Below are 20941 nucleotides of genomic sequence, written 5' to 3'. Positions count from 1 at the left end.
ACGGAGGGCTTTATATCATCATCTACTCGTTATGAAATACTTGAATCTTTACTTATTCAACTATTAAAGTATTTATAGAGTGTGGCTGACTAACAGCAGGCGCTGCTTTACCGCTGATCCAGAGATTGTATTTGATCTCTTTATCGCTGGCATTGAGGACCACTACCGCCAGTTTACCATCTTTATTGATGAAGGCAGTAGTTTGCAGCTGTGACCGGCTGCTGGAGCTTACCACACGCTTTGCTCCCGGACGGATGAATTTTGAAAAATGGCCTAAATAATAATACGCGTTTGTATAAATGAGTTCACCTTTTTTAGTGTCTGCATGCACGGGGGCAAAGCAGAAGTTGCCCACGTGGTTCGGACCACCGTTTTCATCCAGGAGGATGTTCCAGTCTGTCCAGGCTACGGTGCCGCTATTGAAATCATTCACCAGGGAATAACCATACTTCTCGCCGATGGCCCAGTCCTGCAGGCGGTTGAAATCAAATTTTTCGATACAGCCTTCTGTAAATACGAGGTTTATGTTCGGGAATGCCTGGTTCACCAGTTTTTCGTTCTGGAACTGCATATCGCTGCCGGTCCAGGTTTCGTACCAGTGGTAGCCGATACCCCAGATGTATTTTGCTGCTTCTTTATCCTGCAGCAAGGTGCTGGCACGTTGATACAGCAGGTCGCGGTTATGATCCCAGGCAATCAGTTTTTTGTTACCTAAACCATTTTTCGCCAGGGTTGGTCCGAGGAATTTTTTGATAAAATCTCTTTCTTCTTCGGCGGTGAAGATGCAGGATTCCCAGCGCTGTTTGGCCATTGGCTCATTTTGTACGCTGAGGCCCCAAACAGGAATGCCCATGGCTTCGTAAGCCTTAATGAATTTCACGTAGTGGTTGGACCATGCCTGGTAAAAACGCGGCAGCAGTTTCCCTCCCTGCAATACACTGTTGTTATCTTTCATCCATGCCGGCGGGCTCCAGGGGCTTACAAAAAGCGGTAAGGTTCCGCCAGCCGCCTGTGTAGCCGCTTTGATGAATGGCACCTTATACTGAAGGTCGTGTTGTACGTTGAAGGTTTTAAGGGCGCTGTCGTTATCCGCTACGTATGCATAAGTACCGCTGCTGAAATCGCAGCTGGCTATATTGGTTCTTGAAAACGTATAGCCAATACCGTTATTAACATTAAAATAGGCTTTCAGCAGTTCGGCCTGTTTTTCTTTCGGCAGCTTGTAAAAGGTTTCGGCGGAAGCGTCGGTAAGGGCGCCACCAATACCCTGGAAAGTCTGGAATGTAACTTTGGGATCTACGAACACGCAAGGTTCTGTTTCAAAAGGTTGCGGCATCGCATGGAATTCAAGGGTGCCGTTTTGAGCCAGTCGCATTTCGGTATTTTGCGCCGTAGTGTACACGGTCACTTTTTTTTGCTGGCTGTAACCCTGCGCCACAAAGGCCAGGAACGCAGCACCTGCCAGAATTGTCTTTTTCATCTCTTTAAAAAAATAATTAATTACCAGACATAAGTACCTACGGCGTGACTGCCGAGTTTAACTGCCACCAGTTTACCATTTTCACGTATCTGAAACTCCTGCTCAGCAGGATGGTTATTTACTACTACCAGTACTTTTTTCCCTTCCTGCGTGCGGAATGCCACATTATCCAGCTGCTCCGGCTCGTTGGAGGCGATTCTTACGGATCCGGGCGCCACAAATTTAGAAGCATGGCCGAGCACATAGTAAGAAGAGTTACGGGTGATGTTAGCGCCGTCGATTGTTACACCACCGAGGCACTGTCCACAACCACCCTTATCCGTATGCGGGGTCAGGGCCGGATTGGAAGTAAGGTTCCATTGCAGCACATTGCGGCTCCAGTTTCGTATAGCCCCAATCGTTAGGCGGGTAGTGTTTCCGGTTAGTTCCCGGGAGAAGCTACCCTTACCGTCTGACCACTGTTCCGTGAAGTAGAGGTGCTTTTCCGGATAGGCATCATGAACAGTAGACATCGCACTGATACGACCGCCATAAAGGTGAAATGCTGAACCGTCGATATACGGGTAGGCGTCTTTGTCGGCCAGGATGTTCATTGGGTACTCCGGTTTATCGCAGTTGTGATCATACAATATGATCTTGGTTTTCAGCTTAGCCTGTTTAAACACGGGGCCCAGCGCTTCTTTCACGAATGCCGCCTGTTCCGCGGATTGCATGACCATGCTGGGATTGTTGCCCCCATGCAGCGGTTCATTCTGAATAGTGATAGCATCGATGTTGATACCTTCGGCTTTCATGGCGTGGATGTACTTCACGAAGTAGTTCGCGTAGGCGTGGTAGTACTCCGGTTTCAGGCTGCCGCCGATGAAGGAATTATTTGTTTTCATCCATGCCGGTGCGGTCCATGGGGAACCCAGTATTTTTATGCCGGGGCTTAATTTCAATATTTTTTTCAGTACAGGGATCAGGTCCACTTTTTCTTTATCGATGGAGAAGTGCTGTAGTGCAGTATCTCCGGCTACATCGTCGTAGGTAAATACTTCCGCGCTGAGGTCGGAAGCGGCGATGCTCAGGCGCAGGTAGCTGATGCCGATCCCGTTGCCTTTGGTGAGGAATAATTCTTTCAGCAACGCGTCCTGGGCGGCGCCAGGCATTTGATTAATATGGGTGGCACTGCCGCCGGTGAGGGTAAATCCAAAGCCATCAATCGATTGAAATTGTTTGGTAGCATCCACGTCAATTACGGGAGTGCCATTATCGGTGTTAGTAAAAGAAAGGCTATTCGTTTGTTTTTGCAGTAAAGCGGAGCGGTCAGGGTTACTGATCCATGCTTCCACCTTACTGTTATTTTTTGATGTCCCTTTTTTCTTTGCCTGGCCATAGGCAGTAGTACCCGCCAGCAAAAGAGCGAGGGTATATAAAACGATATTGCTGTTTGCTTTCATCTATACGTGGATTTATTGATCTATCATCTTATACACTCTAACGTAATCAATCTGCATTGCAGTGGGGAAAATGCTGTCATCTACGCCTTCTTTCCCTCCCCAGTCGCCTCCTACGGCTACGTTGAGCAATATGTGAAACCGTTTATCGAATGGCCATACCAAATATCCCTGTCCTTCATTCTTCATGTCAAACACCGGCTTATTATCAATGTAAGCGCGGATGGCGGCGGGTGTCCAATCGAGCCGGTAAGTATGAAAGGCATCATAGATGCTGTCTACTTCCGTTATACTGGTTTTCTGGGTATTGATTTTAAAATAGTATGCTTTTGTATGCATAGTTACATGGACTTTACCCGGATTATATCCAACGTGTTCCATGATATCAATTTCCCCTGAGTTTGGCCAGCCGCCGTACGCCCAATCGGTGGGCAGCATCCAGATGGCGGGCCAGGTGCCTTTACCTGCGGGCAGTTTTGCTCGTATTTCGAAGCGGCCGTACAGGAAATCTCCTTTGCCTTTGCTGATCACGCGGGCGGAGGTATAATGTTTGTTTTCTTTTTCCTCCTTGCGGGCGGTAATGGTGAGTACACCATTGCCAACGATGGCATTGCCGCTGTCGGAGTAGTATTGCAGTTCATGGTTTCCCCAACCACCGCCGCCAATGTCATATCCCCATTTGGCAGGATCGGGCATGCCGGAATAGTCAAACTCATCGGCCCAAACCGGAGTCTGTTCAAATTTCCAGGCTTTATCAACCGGAACTGGTAGTTTTTTGGGTGAGGTAGTGTCGCTGTTGGCCAGGCATAGCTGTGAAGCCATCAGCATGGAAACGAAAGATACTGCAACCGCGTTCATGAGGGGAAAAAAATTGATGAGTGGTAATTTCCTTTTTTTTATTCAAAGAAATCCAGTGCTTGCGGCACTGGATTTCTTTGAATAATTCCATCGCTGATGGCGATGGAATTATTCGAAATGTATATTATCTGATCTGCTCCAGCAGCTTCACACTGTCGACTGTGATACCTGCGGCACCCAGGCCATTCGCGGAAGAATTACTTCCTGCTTTAATGACAATATAGAAATCAGCTGCGTCGGTGAATTTAACCAGGCTGGCTTTACCGGCAGCTGCACCTGTACAGGCAACAGGTACCACATCGCCGTTCATGGCTACCAGGCCACAAGCGCTGTTGGTATTGAAACCCGCTACCAGGTTAGTGGCATAATTAAAGTTATTCAGCGGTAAATCTTTACCGATGTAAGCTTCGAACCAGGCGGAATCACCTGCCTGTTTAACCATTTGACCTCTTGCAAATACCTGCAGGTAATAGTCGCGGCCAGGATTGATTTTCACCTTGCGATAAATACCACCGTTGGAGGCAGTATTAGCCGGCTTTGAAAAATTCACGCCAGCAGGTGTATAGGTAATAGTGGTACCTACCGCTCCCATTTTCAGCGGCAGCCATTGGGTGTCTGCCTTAGGTTTGGTAAGATCATAAAAACCAACGATTTGTGTTGGTGGAATATCTGCGGCAACAGTCACCTGTTGCTTTGTGATTGCAGCACCTCCCTGCGTATAGGCGGTGAGGTTAATATCCCAGGTACCTTTTCGACCGAAGGTGAGGGTATCCGTTACTTTCGTAGAGGCACCACCGTTAGAGGCGGCCCATACGCTCATAAACGCACCGGTGGTGGTATTGCTTACCACAAAACGGTTACCGTCGTTAGCCACCGGTGTAACACTGAAGTTACCGGCAGGAATAGGGCCCAGGGATTTTTTATCTGATTCCGGCGTGCAGGCTGCAAAGGCACTCATGCCCAGCAGCATTGCGGCAAATATATTTTTATTGGCAAATTTCATGAATCGACTTTTTAAAGGTTGTTGACATCTTTATTTAGTACCACCATATTCTTTGTTCTGCAGAATTTTGGTGTTTTCCAGTTCCTGTAAAGGAATAGGGAGGATTTCGTTCTTACCGGGTTTGAAACCTTTAGTGGCCAGCACAGTTGCTGCATCACCGGTTCTAACGAGGTCGAACCAACGATGACCTTCACCCGCCAGTTCAAGACGTCTTTCTTTCATGATATTGTCGATCGTAGCAGATACAGGGTTGAGGCCTACCCGCTTGCGTACTGCATTCAGGAGCGCATCGGCGCGACCGGCGTCACCACCGCCCCTTACCAGCGCTTCTGCTTCCATCAGGTAAGCATCTGCCAAACGGATTTCATAGAGGTTCTGACCAAAGTTCAGTTCCACGTTACCACCACCGGTAGTTCTGTCGGAGTTTTTAGCCGCAAACTTAGCGAGGAAGTAACCAGTGTTCATGTAACCTTTCTCATATTTAGCAATACCGTTTTTCTCCAGGCTATCCAGGTTTAAGATGGTAGCATTGAAACGAGGGTCGAAATGCAAGGCATCAAACAGCGACTGTGTAACAGGCAGGAAGCTCCAGCCTGAATAGTAGTCAGGTGCTCCTGGTGTAGGGTTATAACCGCGAGGGCCCACCATCACATTCAGCACATTACCTTCTGTACAGGAAGTACAGCTCCAGGCACCACCACTCAAGGAAGAGAAGGAAACTTCGAAAATGGATTCAGCATTGAACTTATTGGTAAACTTCCACAGGTCTGCATAATTAGGCAGGAGGGAGTAACCGTAGCTACTGGTACCACCCGGAGTGCCATTTACCAAAGCAAATTCAGCAGCCGCCTCGGTATATTTTTTCTCCCAGAGATATACTTTTCCCAATAATGCATGTGCAATACCTTTGTTCATTCTTCCCGATTCATTACTGGCCAGTTTATCAGGCAGCTGGGTTTCGGCAATTGCTTCGGTAAGGTCTTTTTCTATCTGCGCCCAAACCGCTGCGGGATCTGCCTGCAGCACATTATAGAACTCGGAGGTAGCAAGTGTTTTTGTTAACAGTGGAATGTTTTTGAACAAACGTACCAGGTCGAAATAGAAATACGCACGCAGCACTTTACTTTCTGCCACAAAACGTTTCTTCTTATTTTCATCCATTGGTACATTGGGCAGTTTCTCCATCAGGAGGTTAGCCCTGAACACACCGGCATAGCCTTTCTGCCATAATTCTGCAGAGGGCCCTGTGGCTGGATCTACTGTGTAGTTAGACATCACCTGCAACGCAGAAACGTCCGTAGAACTACCACCACCAGCGTAGTGATCATCAGAGGCCGCATCGGCCATACCAGTTTTAGTAATATAACCATTACCCTGCCAGCCTACCACATCATACACCGCTACCAAACCGTTAAACGCTTCCGTTTCATCACGGTAGTAATTGTTTTCTGTTGGCGTTCCGGTAGGATCTGTTTCAAGGAAACTTTTACTGCAAGCAGCAAACACTAACAAGCCACCAGCTGCTATTATTATTGATTTAAAGAATTTTCTTTTCATTTTGTCCTGCTTTTTAAATTATCAGAAAGTAACATTCAGACCAAACATGTAAGAGCGCGCCTGTGGATAAATACCACGGTCGATGCTGGATACAGCACCACCGATTTCAGGATCGAAGCCAGTGTATTTGGTGAAGGTAAACAGGTTTTCACCGGTAACGAATACACGTAAACGTTGTGCTCCGATGCGTTTCATAATGTTGTTGGACAAAGTATAACCGATCTGTAATACTTTCAGACGGAGGTAATCACCATCTTCCAGGTAGAAGTCAGAAGGATTGGAGTAGTTACGGTTAGGATCATCCAACGTCATACGGGGATAAGTATTGGAAGTACCTTCACCAGTCCAGCGGCCCAGCGCTTTATTCTGCATGTTCGCTTCTTTGATATCCAGGCGTTTCAGACCCTGGAAGATTTTGTTACCACCAGCACCTTGTGCAAACAGGTTGATATCAAAGTTTTTGTAAGTAGCAGAGATGTTGAGGCCATAAGTCCAGGTAGGCATTGGGTTACCGAGCACCTGACGGTCAGCTTCGGTGATCGCACCGTCGCCATTGGCATCTACCCAACGGAAATCGCCTGGTTTGGCATTCGGCTGGATTTTGTTGCCTTTACCATCTACATACCCATCTACTTCCGCCTGATTCTGGAAGATACCGGCAGTTTTGAACCCATAGAAAGCATTCAGCGGGTTACCCAGCACGGTACGGGTGATAGGGTAAGTGGAGCTCTGGAATGTTTGCTGGTTGGTAGTGATGTATTGCACACCATCGCCCAAGTACAGTGATTTATTTTTAACGTAGGAGGCGTTACCGTTTACATTTAATTGCACTTCACCCACTTTTCCGTGGTAACCCAGCTCCAGGTCGATACCGCGGTTTTGGTTATCCGCCACGTTTGCAGGAGGATTAGAGTACGCACCGGTGTAAGTCGGTACACGCGGGTTCATCAGGATACCAACTGTTTTCTTGTTGAACCAATCAAAAGTGAAATTGAAATGTTTCAGGAAAGCGAGATCAAAACCGATGTTGGTCTGATGTGTTTCTTCCCAATGCAGCAATACGTTTGCAGGTGCATTCGGGCTGTTACCTACCAGGATTTCATTACCGATGTTATAATTTCTGCCATCTCCGATGGTAGACAAATACCCATGTTCATTCAGGTTACCGTTATCCACAATGTAATCATTACCCACACTACCGTAACCTCCGCGGATCTTCAGGAAGTCGATCACGTCATTTTCAGGAAAGAAGGCTTCTTTGGTAGGTACCCAGCCGGCAGACACAGATGGGAATACCCCATATTTTCTGTCAGTAGGGAAACGGGAAGAACCATCCCGGCGAATGATACCGGTCAGGAGGTACTTTTCAGCGTAGTTATAGTTCACACGTCCGAAATAGGATGCAACAGTGTGTAACAACCCATCTTTACCACCAGCGGTTTTATTGGTATTCGCAATTTTGTAGTTCAGGGATGCATCATGGAAAGTGGTAGCAGGAATACCAAAGTATGCTACGTTGGTATTTTGCAGGTATCCATCCTGATAAGCACCCTGGCCAACCAGCACACTGAAGTCGTGTTGCTTAATTGTTCTGGAATAGGAAATGGTGTTTTCCAGGTTCCAGGAGCGATTGTTATTCTGATCCCTGGTGAAGCTTGTTCTGGCGTTGGTAGTAGAAGAGTTCAGGTAGTACACCGGAACAAAGTTATCAGAGCCATAGAACGCCATTTTACCACCGAAAGTAGATCTCAGTTTCAGACCTGCGATCGGTTCTGCTTCGAGGTAGGCATTACCCACCAGGTTATGAGAATAGCTATAGTTGCCCAGTCTGGTTTGAATGTAAGCCAGCGGGTTGGTGATTTCCTGTTTTACCGCGTCGGAAATACCATAAGGATTGCCGAAAGCGTCACGCACCACCCCCGTGTTGGTATAAGGTGCATTTGCCGCCACTGTTTTATCGTATACAATCGCCGGAGTAATTGGGTCCAGGTTGATAGCAGAGCTCAGTGGACCGCCGAACTCACTGTTGGTGTTACCCAAACCGGAGTTTTTCTCGTAGGCATAGCTCAGGTTTTCACCGAAAGTCAGCCATTTGGCAATCTTGTGGGAGGAGTTGATACGGAAAGTAGCACGCTGATATTTGGAGATATCAGAAGCTACGATACCTTCCTGTTTCATGAAACCGAATGAAGTATAGAAAGTAGAACGATCGTTACCGCCGCTGAGGCTGATTTCATGGTTCTGACGGAAAGCATTGTTATTGAAGATGAGATCCTGCCAGTCAGTACCTGCACCTAAGGAAGCGGGATTAGCGTATTTAGGTGCTTTCCCGTCAGCAGCAAGCCCTTCGTTGATGAGGGTAGCATATTCGGTAGCGTTGAGGAGGTTCAGTTTACGGGCAGGCGCGGAAGTACCTACGTAACCGTTATAGTTTACGCGCAGCTTACCTTCTTTACCTTTTTTAGTGGTGATGAGGATAACACCATTTGCAGCACGTGTACCGTAGATAGCAGCGGAAGCGGCATCTTTCAGTACTTCCATGCTTTCGATATCGGACTGGTTGAGATAACTCACGCCACCGTTATCGACCACCACACCATCTACCACCCATAGTGGATCATTGTTGTTGAAGCTGGTATTACCACGGATACGTACAGACGAAGCTGATCCCGGCTGGCCGGAAGAAGATACGACGGTCACACCGGAGGTGCGGCCCTGCAATACCTGCTCTACGCGGGTTACCGGCTGATTTTCAAACTCACTGGATTTGATAGAGGAAATAGAACCGGTTACCACACTTTTCTTTTGCACACCATAACCTACTACCACGGTTTCTGTCAGGGAAGTGGATGACAGCGCCAGTTTAATATTCATCGGGTTGGCCGACGCCTGCAGCACCTGCTGATTATAGCCGATAAAAGAAAAAGCCAGCTGGGATTTAGGGCTGGGAACTTTAAGGGAAAAGTGCCCGTTAACATCCGCGGCTGTACCAGTGTTGGTTCCCTGCACGCGGATGGTAGCCCCGGGGATAGGGTCACCTTTCTCGTCGGTTACTTTACCGGTAACGGTGATGGAAGAATCGGCAGCAGCCGTATTTTCCACACTGGCTCTTACCAGGGTGATACGGGAACCATCTACTTTATAGGAAAAAGGCTGTCCGGCCAGCGCTTTATCCAGCGCAGCCTGTACAGATACATTTTTTACAGAAATAGTTACTGGATAAGTTGCTGCCAGCTGAGCTTCATCATAAACTACAGAAATGCCAGCCTGGCGGGCTACCTCTCTCAATACTTTTTTCAGGGGAGCGCCTTTCTCTGAAAGCGTGATCTGCTGCGACAATCCTTTTGCGCTGATATGTAGGCAAGCGGCGAGCAGCAAAAAGGCAGTCAATTTCATAACGCAGAACGTTTTTGTAGATACAAATTTCCGGGCACCGGAAACTATACCACTCAAGTTAAATTGCATACTTTTGTAGTGTTTGGGAATTGACGAATATGATTCGATAAGGGAATTCGGTTCAGTTTATATGCCCAAATTATTGCCGGGAGTGTTGCGAGCGCTTCCGGTTTTTTTTTGGACACCTAAACTGTTAGCTAGTTTCGGTTGTCATGTTTGTTTCGGTTGTTTTCAGTTTTAACTTTAATAATTGAACGTGGTACTGCCGGCGTGGATTCCGGCTGATTTTATACGCTGTCCCTTACTTTACGAGTTGTTTTAGTTAATAATTTTCTATTCCTCTCATTTCGATGAAGGCGTTATTATCAGCGTTCTCCCGTTGAGGGTAAAATCCGCTCCTGCGCTCTTCAACATTGGCAATATTTCAGACAACGGCAGGTTCCGGCTGATACGCCCTCCCAGCCTGCTGTTGCTATAAGCAAACTTGTTAACAATATCCAGATCGTACCAACGCCCCAGCTGTCGGAGTATCGTTGGTAAACTCACATTATCAAATTCAAAGAAGCCGGTTTTCCAGGCTATAACGCCCTGTACATCCGCATCTTGTACAGTTGCCACTCCGGTTTCATTATCCAGAGCCACCTGCTGCCCCGGCTTCAGGTATTTTTCTATCGCGCCTGCTTTCACTTTTACTGCACCTTCCACCAACGTGGTCCGCTGCTCTTTCTCGTCGGCATACGACATAATATCAAAACCGGTTCCCAGTACCTGAATAGTCGTGCTTTCGGCCTTGACTATAAAGGGTTTATTACTGTTCTGGGCCACTTCAAAATAAGCCTGGCCCTGGATTTCCACGGTACGGGTGCTGCCCGTAAATGCAGTAGGATAGCGCAGGCTGGAAGCGGCGTTGAGCCAAACCGTTGATCCATCAGGTAATACCAGTTTAAACTGGCCGCCACGGGGTACGTTAAGCGTATTATAAGTTTCAGCCTGTGTAGTCCGGCCATCTGTTTCATACAGTAACTGGCCATTCTGTTGCTTAACTTTTGTACCTCCCTGAACGATTACCTGATTTCCCGCGCTATCTAAAGTTACCTGAGTACCATCTGCCAGTGTCAGAATAGCTTTATCCGACCCTGGTTTAATATCTGCCACTGATGCTATGTGCTTTACCACCGCAGGTTGTGCCCTGTGTGCGGTATACATATAGAAGCCTGCAGCCACCACTACTCCCGTCATTACTGCCGCTGCCACCATCCATTTTCTGCGGCGCAGCGAATATATGGGTACCACTTTATTTTTACTGATTTCCTGCAATAACCTGGTTTCCACCCGGTTGCTCATTGATTCCGGTACAATGGCAGGTTCCGTCATACTACGTTCAAATTCCTCCTGCATCGCCTGCAAAGCAGTACGTCGCGATTCCTTGGTATCAAGCCATTGACGCAGCGCTTCGGATTCCTCCGGCGTGCACTTGCCATCAAGGTATTTGGCCAATAGTTGCTGGTAATATGATGCAGGGTGATGCATAACGTGAATAACGTGGCAGACACTTTTTTGCAGTGCCTCTATTGTACTATATCCGAAAATTGAAATGAAGGGTACCCCTCCGGAGAAATTTTTTTTTAAAAAAACATCGCAACAAGACAAGATGCTACCAGAATGTCGCCATGCCTGTATATATAGTCCTGAATAAAACGCATGCTCAGCACCATATGTTTCTTCACTGCACTCCTGGAAATACCCAGGATGGCCGCTGCCTCATCATAACTTTTTCCTTCCTGGCGACATAACCGGAATACATTCTGCCGCTGCACGGTAAGCCCCGCAAAGGCTTCCCTGAACAACCGGTCGTACTCCTTGGATTGCACATCCACCTCATTGGTAGATTCACGCTCCTGCAACCGGGCATACAACTGCGCCCGCAGCTCGTGGTCATCAGCGAGTTTATGAATTGTTTTTAAGACATGATTGCGGGCTATTCTGTAGAGGTAGCCACCAAAAGATAATTCAGGGTTAATCCGGTCCCGTATTTCCCAGACCTTCAGAAATACATCATGTACAAGGTCTTCCGCCAGGGACGGAACCTTGCAAAAACGTAACAGGTAAACATATAAACCAGGGTGATAGTGCCGGTAAATACTTGAAAAGGCCGATTCATCTCCCTCACGCATCCTGTATAACACTTCCTCTTCTGAAGGCATTCGCTCCATAGTAATAAGAAATAGATTCTAAGGCTGTGTGTAAATTATTAAAAACTACTAAAATTACAAGCAATTTTATGCCGCGCTGTTATTCTTTGCTAAATCGATTCGTTATTGAATTAAACGTAATTTTTACACTCTTTTTAACTATGCTTCCAACTGCAAACTACCTACAAGATTGCGTAAATTCCAAGGCCCTTTTTTCTGTCCAGTAATAGTAATCTCTAAATCCTACAAAACCAACGTGTCCACCTTTTTCCGGTGTTTCTAAATATAAATAAGGATGGGTAGCCGCTATATCATATGGATAGCACTCCTTGCTGAGAAACGGATCATCCTTGGCATTGATCAGCAACGTAGGCACGTTGATCCGATGTAAAAATCCCAGCGAGCTACACCTCGTCCAATATTCCAGCGCATTGGGGAAGCCATGCAGCGGCGCCGTATAGCGATCATCAAACTGCTGGAAATTTTTTATTTCCTCGTAACCACTCATATCAATTGCACCGGGATACTGCTGCTGCTTTAATGCCAGCTTGCGCCCCAGCGAACGGATAAAGCGGTTCATATAAATACTGTTGTGTGGCTTGGCCAGTTCCGTGGAACTGGTGACCAGGTCGCATGGCACTGAAACCGCTACCGCCGACTTCACCATAGGGTGCAGCTGATCTCCCCTCTCTCCCAGATATTTCAAGGTAACATTACCCCCCAGCGAAAAACCTACCAGGTGAATGGCGCTATACTTTCCGAGTGCAGCTAAATGATGCACTACCACATCCAGGTCACCTGTTTCTCCACTATGGTAAAACCGCAACTGCCTATTTGGTTCGCCGCTGCAACCGCGGAAATTCATCGATACGGTATCAAAGCCTGCTGCATGAAAGATCTGCACCATGCCCAATACATATTTCCTGCCTGCATCCCCCTCTAGGCCATGCAGAATCAGCACCACCCGGTCGCTCCCCCTGGAACAACAGTCCAGGTCCAGGAAATCCCCGTCCACAGTGGTGATACGCTTCCTTTCATAGGCTGCTGGCTTTACCCTCCTGAATAAAGTAGGATAAATCGTCATCAGATGACGGTTGCGCAGCAACATCGGCGCCTCATAATCAGATTTTTTCACTAGCGGCATAACAGCTGTAAAATTAGGTACTTTCCTACATATATCGACACTTTTCGATGTACTACCTTGATGTTATGCCTATAATAAAATCTACCCGCCTTGTTATAACCTGTACTATCCTGCCCTTTCTTTCAGTGCTACCTTTGCAGATGGAAAAAATTTGAGCGATGGAACAGACGATTACAGAAAAAACTCCCGTTAACATTTCACATCCCGGCATCAGCAACGGGATGGTGATGCTGATGGCCATCACCTGCGGCCTGGTGGTAGCCAATATCTACTACAACCAGCCACTGCTGGTGCAAATAGCAGCTACCTTTCATCTCACTATAAACCAGGTAAGCATCATAGCCACTATCACCCAGGTGGGATACACGCTCGGACTGCTTTTCCTGGTACCGCTGGGGGATAAAACGGAACGACGCAAACTCATACTGGTAAAAACTTTCGGTGCAGCCATCTGCATGATTGCCGCCGCCTTTTCGGCCAACTTTTACATGCTCATAGCCGCCAGCCTCTGCATAGGGATTTTTTCCTCCGTGCCGCAGCTGCTGCTGCCAATGGCCGCTACCATGGCCCCTGCCACCTCCAGGGGGAAAATTGTAGGTAAAGTGATGAGTGGCCTGCTTATCGGCATCCTGCTGTCAAGAACCCTCAGCGGCTTCATTGGCGCCCATCTGGGCTGGAGAGCTGTATTCCTCATAGGCGGCCTGGCCACCGCAGGATTGCTGGCCATATTGAGCGTAAAACTGCCTAAAAATCCACCTACCTTTGAAGGTAGTTACGCCAGCCTCATGCAATCATTGTTTACACTCACGAAACAAATGCCCGCTTTGCGACAGGCAGCCATTACCGGCTTTTGTATGTTCGGTGCATTCAGTGTATTCTGGACAACATTAGTATTCCTCCTGGAAGGCAGCCCTTTCTTTTTCAAAAGCGATATGGTGGGCATGTTTGGAGTTATAGGCGCCTGTGGCGCACTGGCGGCCCCGCTGGCTGGTAAGTCGTCCGATAAAAAAGGACCTCATTTCACCATCCTGCTCGGCATCATCGCCGCCGTAATCGCTTATGTGATCATGGGATTTTCCGGCACCTCGCTGACAGGGCTCATCGCAGGCGTAATCCTGCTCGATATAGGTATGCAGGTAACGCATATCTCCAACCAGTCAAAAGTTTTTGCACTCAACCCGGAAGCAAGAAGCCGGCTCAACACCGTATATATATCCAGCTCCTTTGCCGGCGGCTCCCTGGGATCATTGCTGGGCGCCCGCGCCTGGAGCGCCTATGGCTGGACAGGCGTATGTATCCTCGGTGCCACCCTCCTGCTCATTGCCCTACTTATCAATATTAAAAAAAGCAAACAGTGACTATGCTAAAAAAACTCCTCTTCGCCGGTATCACCTCACTCGCCTGTATACACGTACAGGCACAGGAAGCAGCCGATCTTATCATCCGCTCCGTGCAGGTGATCGATGTACATACCGGAAAAATCAAAGCCGGACAGTCCATCGTTATCCGCCACGACAGCATCATTGCCGTGAACGATGATAAAAAAATAAAACGCTATAAGGCCGCCCGCGAGTTCGATGGCGCCGGCAAATACGCCATGCCGGGACTGTGGGACAACCACATGCACTTCGGCGGAGGCGATACCCTCGCCGATGAAAACAAAAGCTTTCTGCCACTATACCTCGCGCATGGCGTAACTACTATCCGCGACTGCTCCGCAGATATCAGCGACCTCGTGATCCGATGGAGAAATGAAGTGAACAGCGGTGCCCTCCAGGGCCCTACCATTTTCACCAGTGGCCCTAAACTGGAAGGCTATAAATCCCTCTGGCTCAACGACCTGGAAATAGGCACCTCCGCAGAATTACAGCAGGCACTGGATTCATTGCAAAAAATAAAAGTGGACTTCGTGAAAGTCACGGATAACACCCTCAAAAGTGACTTGTACCTGGAAGCCTTGCGGGAAGCACGCAAACGCGGATGGGCCGTATCTGCACACATCCCTTACACCCTCACGATGGACCAGGTAACCGCGGCAGGACTCAGTGCCGTAGAGCACCTGGGATATGCCTGGAAAGCCGGTGTGAAAGATGAGGCTAGTCTCTCCCAAAAAATTGCAGCAGGGGAAATCAAAGGACGTGATATTAACAAATATATCATCGAAAACTTCGATAGCAGCGCCGCCCTGAAAACCTACCGTATGATGGCTGCCAGAGGTACTGCTATAACGCCAACGCTTACACTTCCGCACCTGATGGCCTGGCTGGATGTGGATGACCACTCCCACGATGATTATTTGCAATACATCGGCAAAGGCATTGAAGGCACCTACGCCTGGCGTGTTAACCGCGCCAAGCAAGACGATGCAGCCGCTGTTGCTTTCCGCAAAGAAGTATTTATTAAAACAGCGGCCTCCCTCAAACTGCTGCAACAGGCTGGTGTAAAAATTATGGCAGGCACGGATGCCGGCTATCTCAATTCCTACACTTACCCCGGCATCGGCATACATGAAGAACTGGCACTGATGGTGAAATACGGTGGTATTACGCCTTTGCAGGCCTTGCAGGCTTCAGTCATCAACTCACCTGAATACCTGCATAAAGGAAATTACGGTGCGCTGGCGGCAGGAAAAAAAGCAGATGTACTGCTGCTGAATGCCAATCCTCTGGCGGATATCAATAACACACAACAAATTTTTGCAGTGGTAACCAAAGGTAAACTGCTGGATAGAAAAGCACTTGATGACTTGCTGGAACAAGTACGTGCTGCCAATAAATAAATTCACCTGGCGTAGCCTGACCGGGGGGGCCTGGCCACGCCAGGCAGTTTCAATCTCACCGAAGGTGAGATTGAAACTGCTACTTTATCAGGTTAAAAAACCTCCTCCATCTGATACTACTCTTATCATAACTCAACCATATCATCGTCGCCTTTCCCATCACATGATCTTCCGGTAAAAATCCCCAGAAGCGGGAGTCCTCCGAAAAATGTCTGTTATCCCCCATCATCCAGTAGTAATCCATTTTAAAGGTATAGGAAGATGCGGGTGCTGCATTGATCATGATCACGTTGCTGGAAGTATCCACTGTGTTATGCTCGTAGGTGGCAATTGCTCTCGCATACAGGATGATGTTGCTGGTATCCAGTGCAATGGTGAGGCCTTTTTTGGGAATAATGATGGGACCAAAGAAATCTTCGTTATAGAGATGCTCAAAATCCCTGGGAAAGATTCTGGAATCGCGGTCTGCACTATGAATGACCGGTTCAATATGATAGCCGAGCTGCCTGAGTTTCCGGGCTACTACCTGCGTAAAATAGTAGCGGAATTTGGTGCTGTCGCCACGCATCTGAAACGAGTTACTGTCGATTTCAAATTTGGTCACCAGCGAATCCGGCAATCCCTTACATTCATTGTCGAACAGGAAATAGGGCCTCTGGGAATATTCCGGTGGGTCCAATGGCAGATGGTTGATGTATACAATACCTGCATTGATTTCCAGCGTATCACCGGGCAGGCCTATGCAGCGTTTGATCCAGGTGGCACGTTTGTCGATCGGCCGGATATCTGGTGATGGAAATTTCTCAGGATGTAGTTCGCGGTAATAATCCACATCATTGCCACTCTTACTGGTAAGCACTGTATCTCCCACCGGCAGGTTAAATACTACCACATCCCCGCGCTGCACTTTACCGAAGCCCGGCAATCGTTTATATGGCCATAACACAGCGGTACTATAAGGTTTCATATTGGGAAACAGGGGCATCCTGGCCTGGGTAAACGGTAATGCCAGCGGTGTGTTGGGAATACGCGGTCCGTAACTCAGCTTACTCACAAAAATGTAATCATTGATCAGCAGCGTTTTCTCCATCGATGGCGAAGGGATCATAAAGGCTTCAAACAAGAATGTCCTGATGAGGGTGGCGGTTACTACGGCGAAAATGACGGCCTCTATCCATTCTCTTAGCATCGATTTCTTTTTCTTTTCGCTTGTTTCCTTCTGGGGTCTGCGGGCAAGAAACTTCATCCGTGAATCTGATTTAAGGTGCCAATGAATGTACTAAGGGCTACTGCGTTGGCTTCGCAGCTTTTTATTCTCAGCTCAAACTCCCGTCGCCGGTGGCGACGAAGATTTTGAGCAATACCGGTGGCCAAAGGCCACCGGTATTGCTCAAAAGTTATTTCTTTTTTATTACCTTGTCCCACATAAAAATATCCACGTTATAATATTGTTCTTTGTATGAATCACTCAAGACGCTTATTTCTCCAGCAGGCCAGCCTGGCCGCTGCCGGCCTCTTATTGCCCGGTGGCATTTCAGCCTTTGCCAATAGCAATGGCCTACCGAAAAGAGTGGGTATCCAACTGTATACCATGCGGGATCAGCTGGACAAAAACCCAAAGGATACACTGACTCAAATCGCTAAAATCGGTTACCAGGAAGTGGAAACCTATTATGGTACTCCCGGCGTATACGAAGGGAAGTTCTGGGGTGTTCCGGTGAAGGAACTGAAATCCCTCCTCTCCTCCTTAAACCTGACCAGCCCAAGCGGCCATTACGGACTAAACAGCTTCCTTACAGCAGGCGATGGCAAGGATGATGAACTGAAAGCCCAGGTAGACTATGCCGCTGAGCTGGGACAAAAATATTTCGTGATCCCTGCATTGCCTTTTCCACAATGGGATGCAACCCCCACGGCAGATCATTATAAATTCATTGCTGAACAGCTGAATAAGGCCGCAGAGTATTGCAAAAAGTCGGGCCTTCACGTGGCCTTCCACAATCACTTCTGGGAATTCAAACCCCTGGCTGACCAGCCAGGCAGCGGCTATGAGGTGATGTTGAAACATACAGATCCCGGCAAAGTATTCTTTGAGCTGGACTTGTTCTGGGCCATCAAATCAGGCTACGATCCTGTGAAACTTTTTGCACAGGCGCCTGGCAGGTTCTTCGCGCTGCATGTAAAAGATATTGATAAAGCCAGGCCAGAAGTGCTCGTATCTCCTGCCACAAAAGATAAGAAAGCAATGGAATTATTGTCCATGGCTTCTTTTGCAGATGTAGGCACCGGTGCGGTGGACTTTAAACGCATCCTGGCGAAAGCCCCGGCAGCTGGGGTGAAGCATTTGTATGTGGAGCAGGATGTGATTAAAACAGATCATTTTCAGAGCATCACCAATAGCTATGGTTATGTGAAGAATACGTTGCTGAAGTAAACGAAATGCTTTTATATACTGATGAGGGTGAGCAGGCCGGCGGCCTGCTCACCCTCATCTTTTTGTCCATCGCCAAAGGGGATGGATAAAATGATGCTTATACATTACCGGCGGAGCCGTGCATCAACACTTTGGCCGAAAATACCCTAGCTTTGCAGCAAATTACGTTGTTACATATGGCGATGCACGAAATAGAAACCTTGGTGGAAACCTCCATCCTCTGCCTGGATAATAGTCAGGACGAACTGGCCGATTACAGAAGCCTTATCTTCAACCTGTATCAGCTGCAAGACAGCTTTGATACCGGTTTCACTCACTTCAGGGTGATGGATATACTGATTAAACATCGCTACGTATACACCTTCCCGATTACTGCTCATCCTGCTTACCTGGAGCATACCGCCTTTTTCGACGGTCTTGCTGCCAGCCAGAAGTTCAGCTTCATATATGCCAACCCGGCTAAAGAGTGGGATGCCACTACTAATCCGGTTGCCGGCTATGCTAATTACGATCACGCTACCGGTAAGTACATACTGTATTGTGACGCCGGCTCCCTGCTGTGGTCAGCCATGGTAGCGGCAGGCACCATCACCGGCAAAGATGCCATTGCGCCGGAGCCGATGGGCTTCTTCCACCTGGCACTTACCATTACCGAATTTGCTGCGGCCCAACAGGATAAAGACCTGCTGGGACTATGGTACCTGCTGCTCCCTTACATGGTGATGCAGGCAGAACAGGATGGTATTCCCATTCAGACTAAAGACCTGGAAACAATTTTCAATATCATCGTAAACCAGGATGCCATTCCACAGGAAGGGCTGCCTTATATTGAAGATATTCCCAAAGGCGGAGAGCTGGGAGCTTTCTGCGAATGGTGGTATGCGCCTGCAAAGGAATATATGCCTACAGAGCCGGAAGCGGAAGAAGAGATAGACCTGGATGCCATTCCATTTACACAGGAAGTGGAAAAAAGCGCCCACTGGTATTCACAACAGGTGGTAACGCTGATGGAAACGGCTACCAACGCCATCCAGCAGATGGAAGAAAACGGCGGCGATGATACTACCCAGCAGGCCATTCAGCAACAATTGGCGGCGGCGCTCACCTATGCCAACAAAGGCCTGGAAGTTTCGCCCGGTGAGCCTAACCTGCTGATGAATAAAGGGTCTATCCTCATGCTGCTGCAGGACTATCCCGCCGCCATGGAGTGCTACAACGAAGCACTGGCGGCCGCCCCTACCAATCCATACGTACACCTGAACCGTGCTATTTTATTCTATCATATGGATCAGTTCCAGGAATCAAAAGCATCTTTTGAAAAGCTGCTGCAGCTGGAACCATCCAATGAGTTTGCCCAGCAGTGGTTGCAACACCTCCGCGAAGAAGGCTACTAATCAGGTATTCAACTATACAGCCGGTTATTTCCACTCTTCACAAAAAAGTGGAAATAACCGTTTTTTTATATATATTTCATTACAGGATGTAACTGTTAATACAAATTGATTGCAAGTGTATGATTAAAGAGCTGGAAGATATTGTTCGTGCATATGAAGTAGCCAACCGCAACGGCTTACGTACAGCGCTGGCCACTGTTGTGCATGTAGATGGCTCCGCCTACCGCCAGCCGGGCGCCAGGATGCTGGTGACGGAGAATGGTGAACTCACCGGTGCTATCAGCGGCGGCTGTCTCGAGGGCGATGCCCTACGCAAAGCACAGCTGGTGATTATGCAACAACAGCCTATGCTGGTTACCTACGATACCACCGATGAAGATGATGCGCAACTGGGAGTAGGACTGGGCTGCAACGGTATCATCCACATCCTGCTGGAACCGATCGTGGCAGCAGACGCGAACAATCCTATTCACCTCATACAACTCATAACCGGCAACAGGCAGGAATGTATCTTAATCACACTGTTTAATTTAGAAAAGAGAAAAGAAAGGCAACGGGGAACAGTGCTGCTCCGCAGGGATAACTACGTAGACGGCTATACGGACAATTCTCCACTCTGCACAGCCCTGCTCAGCGATGCGCAACTGGCAATGGACGAGCAAACTACGCTGATACGCACTTACATCTCCACAGAAAATTCACAGACCGCCTTACTCTCTTATATTACTCCTGCCATACAATTGCTGATTGCCGGCGCCGGCAATGACGCACAGCCACTGCTACACATTGCCCATATCATGGGATGGCAGGTACACCTGCTGGATGGCCGCCCTAACTACGCCACCGCAGCACGTTTTCCAGGTGCCATTATTCATGTAGCCAAGGCCGCCGAAGCATTACAGCACATTAACGCAGACGCCTATACGGCAGCTGTACTCATGACGCACAACTACAATTACGACCTCAGCCTGTTGCAACAACTCACTCAATTGCCGGTGCCCTACATCGGGGTACTTGGACCAGCGAAAAAATTAACGCGCATGCTGCAGGAAGCATCCGGCATTACCGCCATACAACAGGTACGCATATACGGACCTTCCGGCCTTGATATAGGCGCCGCCACGCCGGAGGAAATCGCCCTCAGCATTGCCGCAGAAGTAAAGCTGGTAATGAGCACCGGCAATTACAAGGGCGCGTCCCTGCGAGATAAGGACGGCGCCATCCACAGCAGAAGAGCACAGGTGATCACGAGTCAACATATCTGA

At 48.2% G+C, this 20941-nt stretch carries 15 protein-coding genes; 5 read left to right on the top strand and 10 right to left on the bottom strand.

The window, feature by feature from the left end; genetic code table 11:
* Positions 1-52 precede the first annotated feature (52 nt).
* The 9 genes from KW844_RS03225 to KW844_RS03185 all read right to left on the bottom strand — a co-directional run bounded on the left by KW844_RS03225 (position 53) and on the right by KW844_RS03185 (position 13069).
* A complete protein-coding gene (locus tag KW844_RS03225) occupies positions 53-1480 on the bottom strand; it encodes a glycoside hydrolase family 30 beta sandwich domain-containing protein (protein WP_218375273.1) in 1428 nt (475 codons plus the stop codon).
* A gap of 20 nt (positions 1481-1500) precedes the next feature.
* Positions 1501-2922, bottom strand: coding sequence for a glycoside hydrolase family 30 beta sandwich domain-containing protein (locus KW844_RS03220; protein ID WP_218375272.1), 1422 nt, complete (start codon positions 2920-2922; stop codon positions 1501-1503).
* Positions 2923-2934: 12 nt separating this feature from the next.
* Positions 2935-3777 (bottom strand): family 16 glycosylhydrolase, encoded by an 843-nt coding sequence (locus KW844_RS03215; protein ID WP_218375271.1) that lies wholly within the window; start codon positions 3775-3777, stop codon positions 2935-2937.
* A gap of 124 nt (positions 3778-3901) precedes the next feature.
* Positions 3902-4780: a hypothetical protein gene (locus tag KW844_RS03210; protein WP_218375270.1), complete on the bottom strand. Its 879-nt coding sequence runs from the start codon at positions 4778-4780 to the stop codon at positions 3902-3904.
* Between the two features lie 30 nt (positions 4781-4810).
* On the bottom strand, positions 4811-6337 hold the full coding sequence (locus KW844_RS03205; protein WP_218375269.1) for a RagB/SusD family nutrient uptake outer membrane protein: 1527 nt from the start codon (positions 6335-6337) through the stop codon (positions 4811-4813).
* A gap of 21 nt (positions 6338-6358) precedes the next feature.
* Entirely contained in the window at positions 6359-9733 is a 3375-nt protein-coding gene (locus KW844_RS03200; RefSeq protein WP_218375268.1) for a TonB-dependent receptor, read from the bottom strand.
* A gap of 342 nt (positions 9734-10075) precedes the next feature.
* Positions 10076-11263, bottom strand: a complete 1188-nt coding sequence (locus tag KW844_RS03195; protein ID WP_218375267.1) for a FecR family protein — start codon at positions 11261-11263, stop codon at positions 10076-10078.
* 95 nt (positions 11264-11358) lie between these two features.
* Positions 11359-11946, bottom strand: coding sequence for an RNA polymerase sigma factor (locus KW844_RS03190; protein WP_218375266.1), 588 nt, complete (start codon positions 11944-11946; stop codon positions 11359-11361).
* A 157-nt stretch (positions 11947-12103) separates the two neighbouring features.
* Positions 12104-13069 carry a YheT family hydrolase gene (locus KW844_RS03185; protein WP_218375265.1) on the bottom strand — a complete coding sequence of 322 codons (966 nt, stop codon included), beginning with the start codon at positions 13067-13069 and terminating at the stop codon, positions 12104-12106.
* 158 nt (positions 13070-13227) lie between these two features.
* Between KW844_RS03185 and KW844_RS03180 the strand changes: the two genes are divergently transcribed.
* Complete coding sequence (locus KW844_RS03180) at positions 13228-14427, top strand: MFS transporter (RefSeq protein WP_218375264.1); 1200 nt, start codon at positions 13228-13230, stop codon at positions 14425-14427.
* A 2-nt stretch (positions 14428-14429) separates the two neighbouring features.
* The gene (locus KW844_RS03175; RefSeq protein WP_218375263.1) at positions 14430-15848 is read left to right on the top strand and encodes an amidohydrolase family protein; all 1419 of its coding nucleotides are present in this window, start codon (positions 14430-14432) and stop codon (positions 15846-15848) included.
* 79 nt (positions 15849-15927) lie between these two features.
* Here the strand turns inward: KW844_RS03175 and lepB are convergent, their stop codons facing one another.
* Positions 15928-17094, bottom strand: coding sequence for a signal peptidase I (lepB, locus tag KW844_RS03170; protein ID WP_218375262.1), 1167 nt, complete (start codon positions 17092-17094; stop codon positions 15928-15930).
* Positions 17095-17307: 213 nt separating this feature from the next.
* Between lepB and KW844_RS03165 the strand changes: the two genes are divergently transcribed.
* From KW844_RS03165 to KW844_RS03155, 3 genes are all read left to right on the top strand, one after another.
* On the top strand, positions 17308-18282 hold the full coding sequence (locus KW844_RS03165; RefSeq protein WP_218375261.1) for a sugar phosphate isomerase/epimerase: 975 nt from the start codon (positions 17308-17310) through the stop codon (positions 18280-18282).
* 176 nt (positions 18283-18458) lie between these two features.
* Entirely contained in the window at positions 18459-19676 is a 1218-nt protein-coding gene (locus KW844_RS03160) for a tetratricopeptide repeat protein (protein WP_218375260.1), read from the top strand.
* A gap of 119 nt (positions 19677-19795) precedes the next feature.
* Positions 19796-20941, top strand: coding sequence for an XdhC family protein (locus KW844_RS03155; protein WP_255578188.1), 1146 nt, complete (start codon positions 19796-19798; stop codon positions 20939-20941).

The organism is Chitinophaga sp. sic0106 (assembly GCF_019219075.1).
Taxonomy (GTDB): Bacteria; Bacteroidota; Bacteroidia; order Chitinophagales; family Chitinophagaceae; genus Chitinophaga.
The sequence above is the reverse complement of the archived record's forward strand: the minus strand, read 5'-3'. Positions and strand labels throughout refer to the sequence as shown.

Excerpts from the sequence above, each read along its gene's own strand:
- KW844_RS03195 (WP_218375267.1), bottom strand. The coding sequence starts at position 11,263 with ATGCATCACCCTGCATCATATTACCAGCAACTATTGGCCAAATACCTT.
- lepB (WP_218375262.1), bottom strand. The coding sequence starts at position 17,094 with ATGAAGTTTCTTGCCCGCAGACCCCAGAAGGAAACAAGCGAAAAGAAA.
- KW844_RS03220 (WP_218375272.1), bottom strand. The coding sequence starts at position 2,922 with ATGAAAGCAAACAGCAATATCGTTTTATATACCCTCGCTCTTTTGCTG.
- KW844_RS03210 (WP_218375270.1), bottom strand. The coding sequence starts at position 4,780 with ATGAAATTTGCCAATAAAAATATATTTGCCGCAATGCTGCTGGGCATG.
- KW844_RS03160 (WP_218375260.1), top strand. The coding sequence starts at position 18,459 with ATGGCGATGCACGAAATAGAAACCTTGGTGGAAACCTCCATCCTCTGC.
- KW844_RS03175 (WP_218375263.1), top strand. The coding sequence starts at position 14,430 with ATGCTAAAAAAACTCCTCTTCGCCGGTATCACCTCACTCGCCTGTATA.
- KW844_RS03215 (WP_218375271.1), bottom strand. The coding sequence starts at position 3,777 with ATGAACGCGGTTGCAGTATCTTTCGTTTCCATGCTGATGGCTTCACAG.
- KW844_RS03165 (WP_218375261.1), top strand. The coding sequence starts at position 17,308 with ATGAATCACTCAAGACGCTTATTTCTCCAGCAGGCCAGCCTGGCCGCT.
- KW844_RS03205 (WP_218375269.1), bottom strand. The coding sequence starts at position 6,337 with ATGAAAAGAAAATTCTTTAAATCAATAATAATAGCAGCTGGTGGCTTG.
- KW844_RS03190 (WP_218375266.1), bottom strand. The coding sequence starts at position 11,946 with ATGGAGCGAATGCCTTCAGAAGAGGAAGTGTTATACAGGATGCGTGAG.
- KW844_RS03155 (WP_255578188.1), top strand. The coding sequence starts at position 19,796 with ATGATTAAAGAGCTGGAAGATATTGTTCGTGCATATGAAGTAGCCAAC.
- KW844_RS03225 (WP_218375273.1), bottom strand. The coding sequence starts at position 1,480 with ATGAAAAAGACAATTCTGGCAGGTGCTGCGTTCCTGGCCTTTGTGGCG.
- KW844_RS03200 (WP_218375268.1), bottom strand. The coding sequence starts at position 9,733 with ATGAAATTGACTGCCTTTTTGCTGCTCGCCGCTTGCCTACATATCAGC.
- KW844_RS03185 (WP_218375265.1), bottom strand. The coding sequence starts at position 13,069 with ATGCCGCTAGTGAAAAAATCTGATTATGAGGCGCCGATGTTGCTGCGC.
- KW844_RS03180 (WP_218375264.1), top strand. The coding sequence starts at position 13,228 with ATGGAACAGACGATTACAGAAAAAACTCCCGTTAACATTTCACATCCC.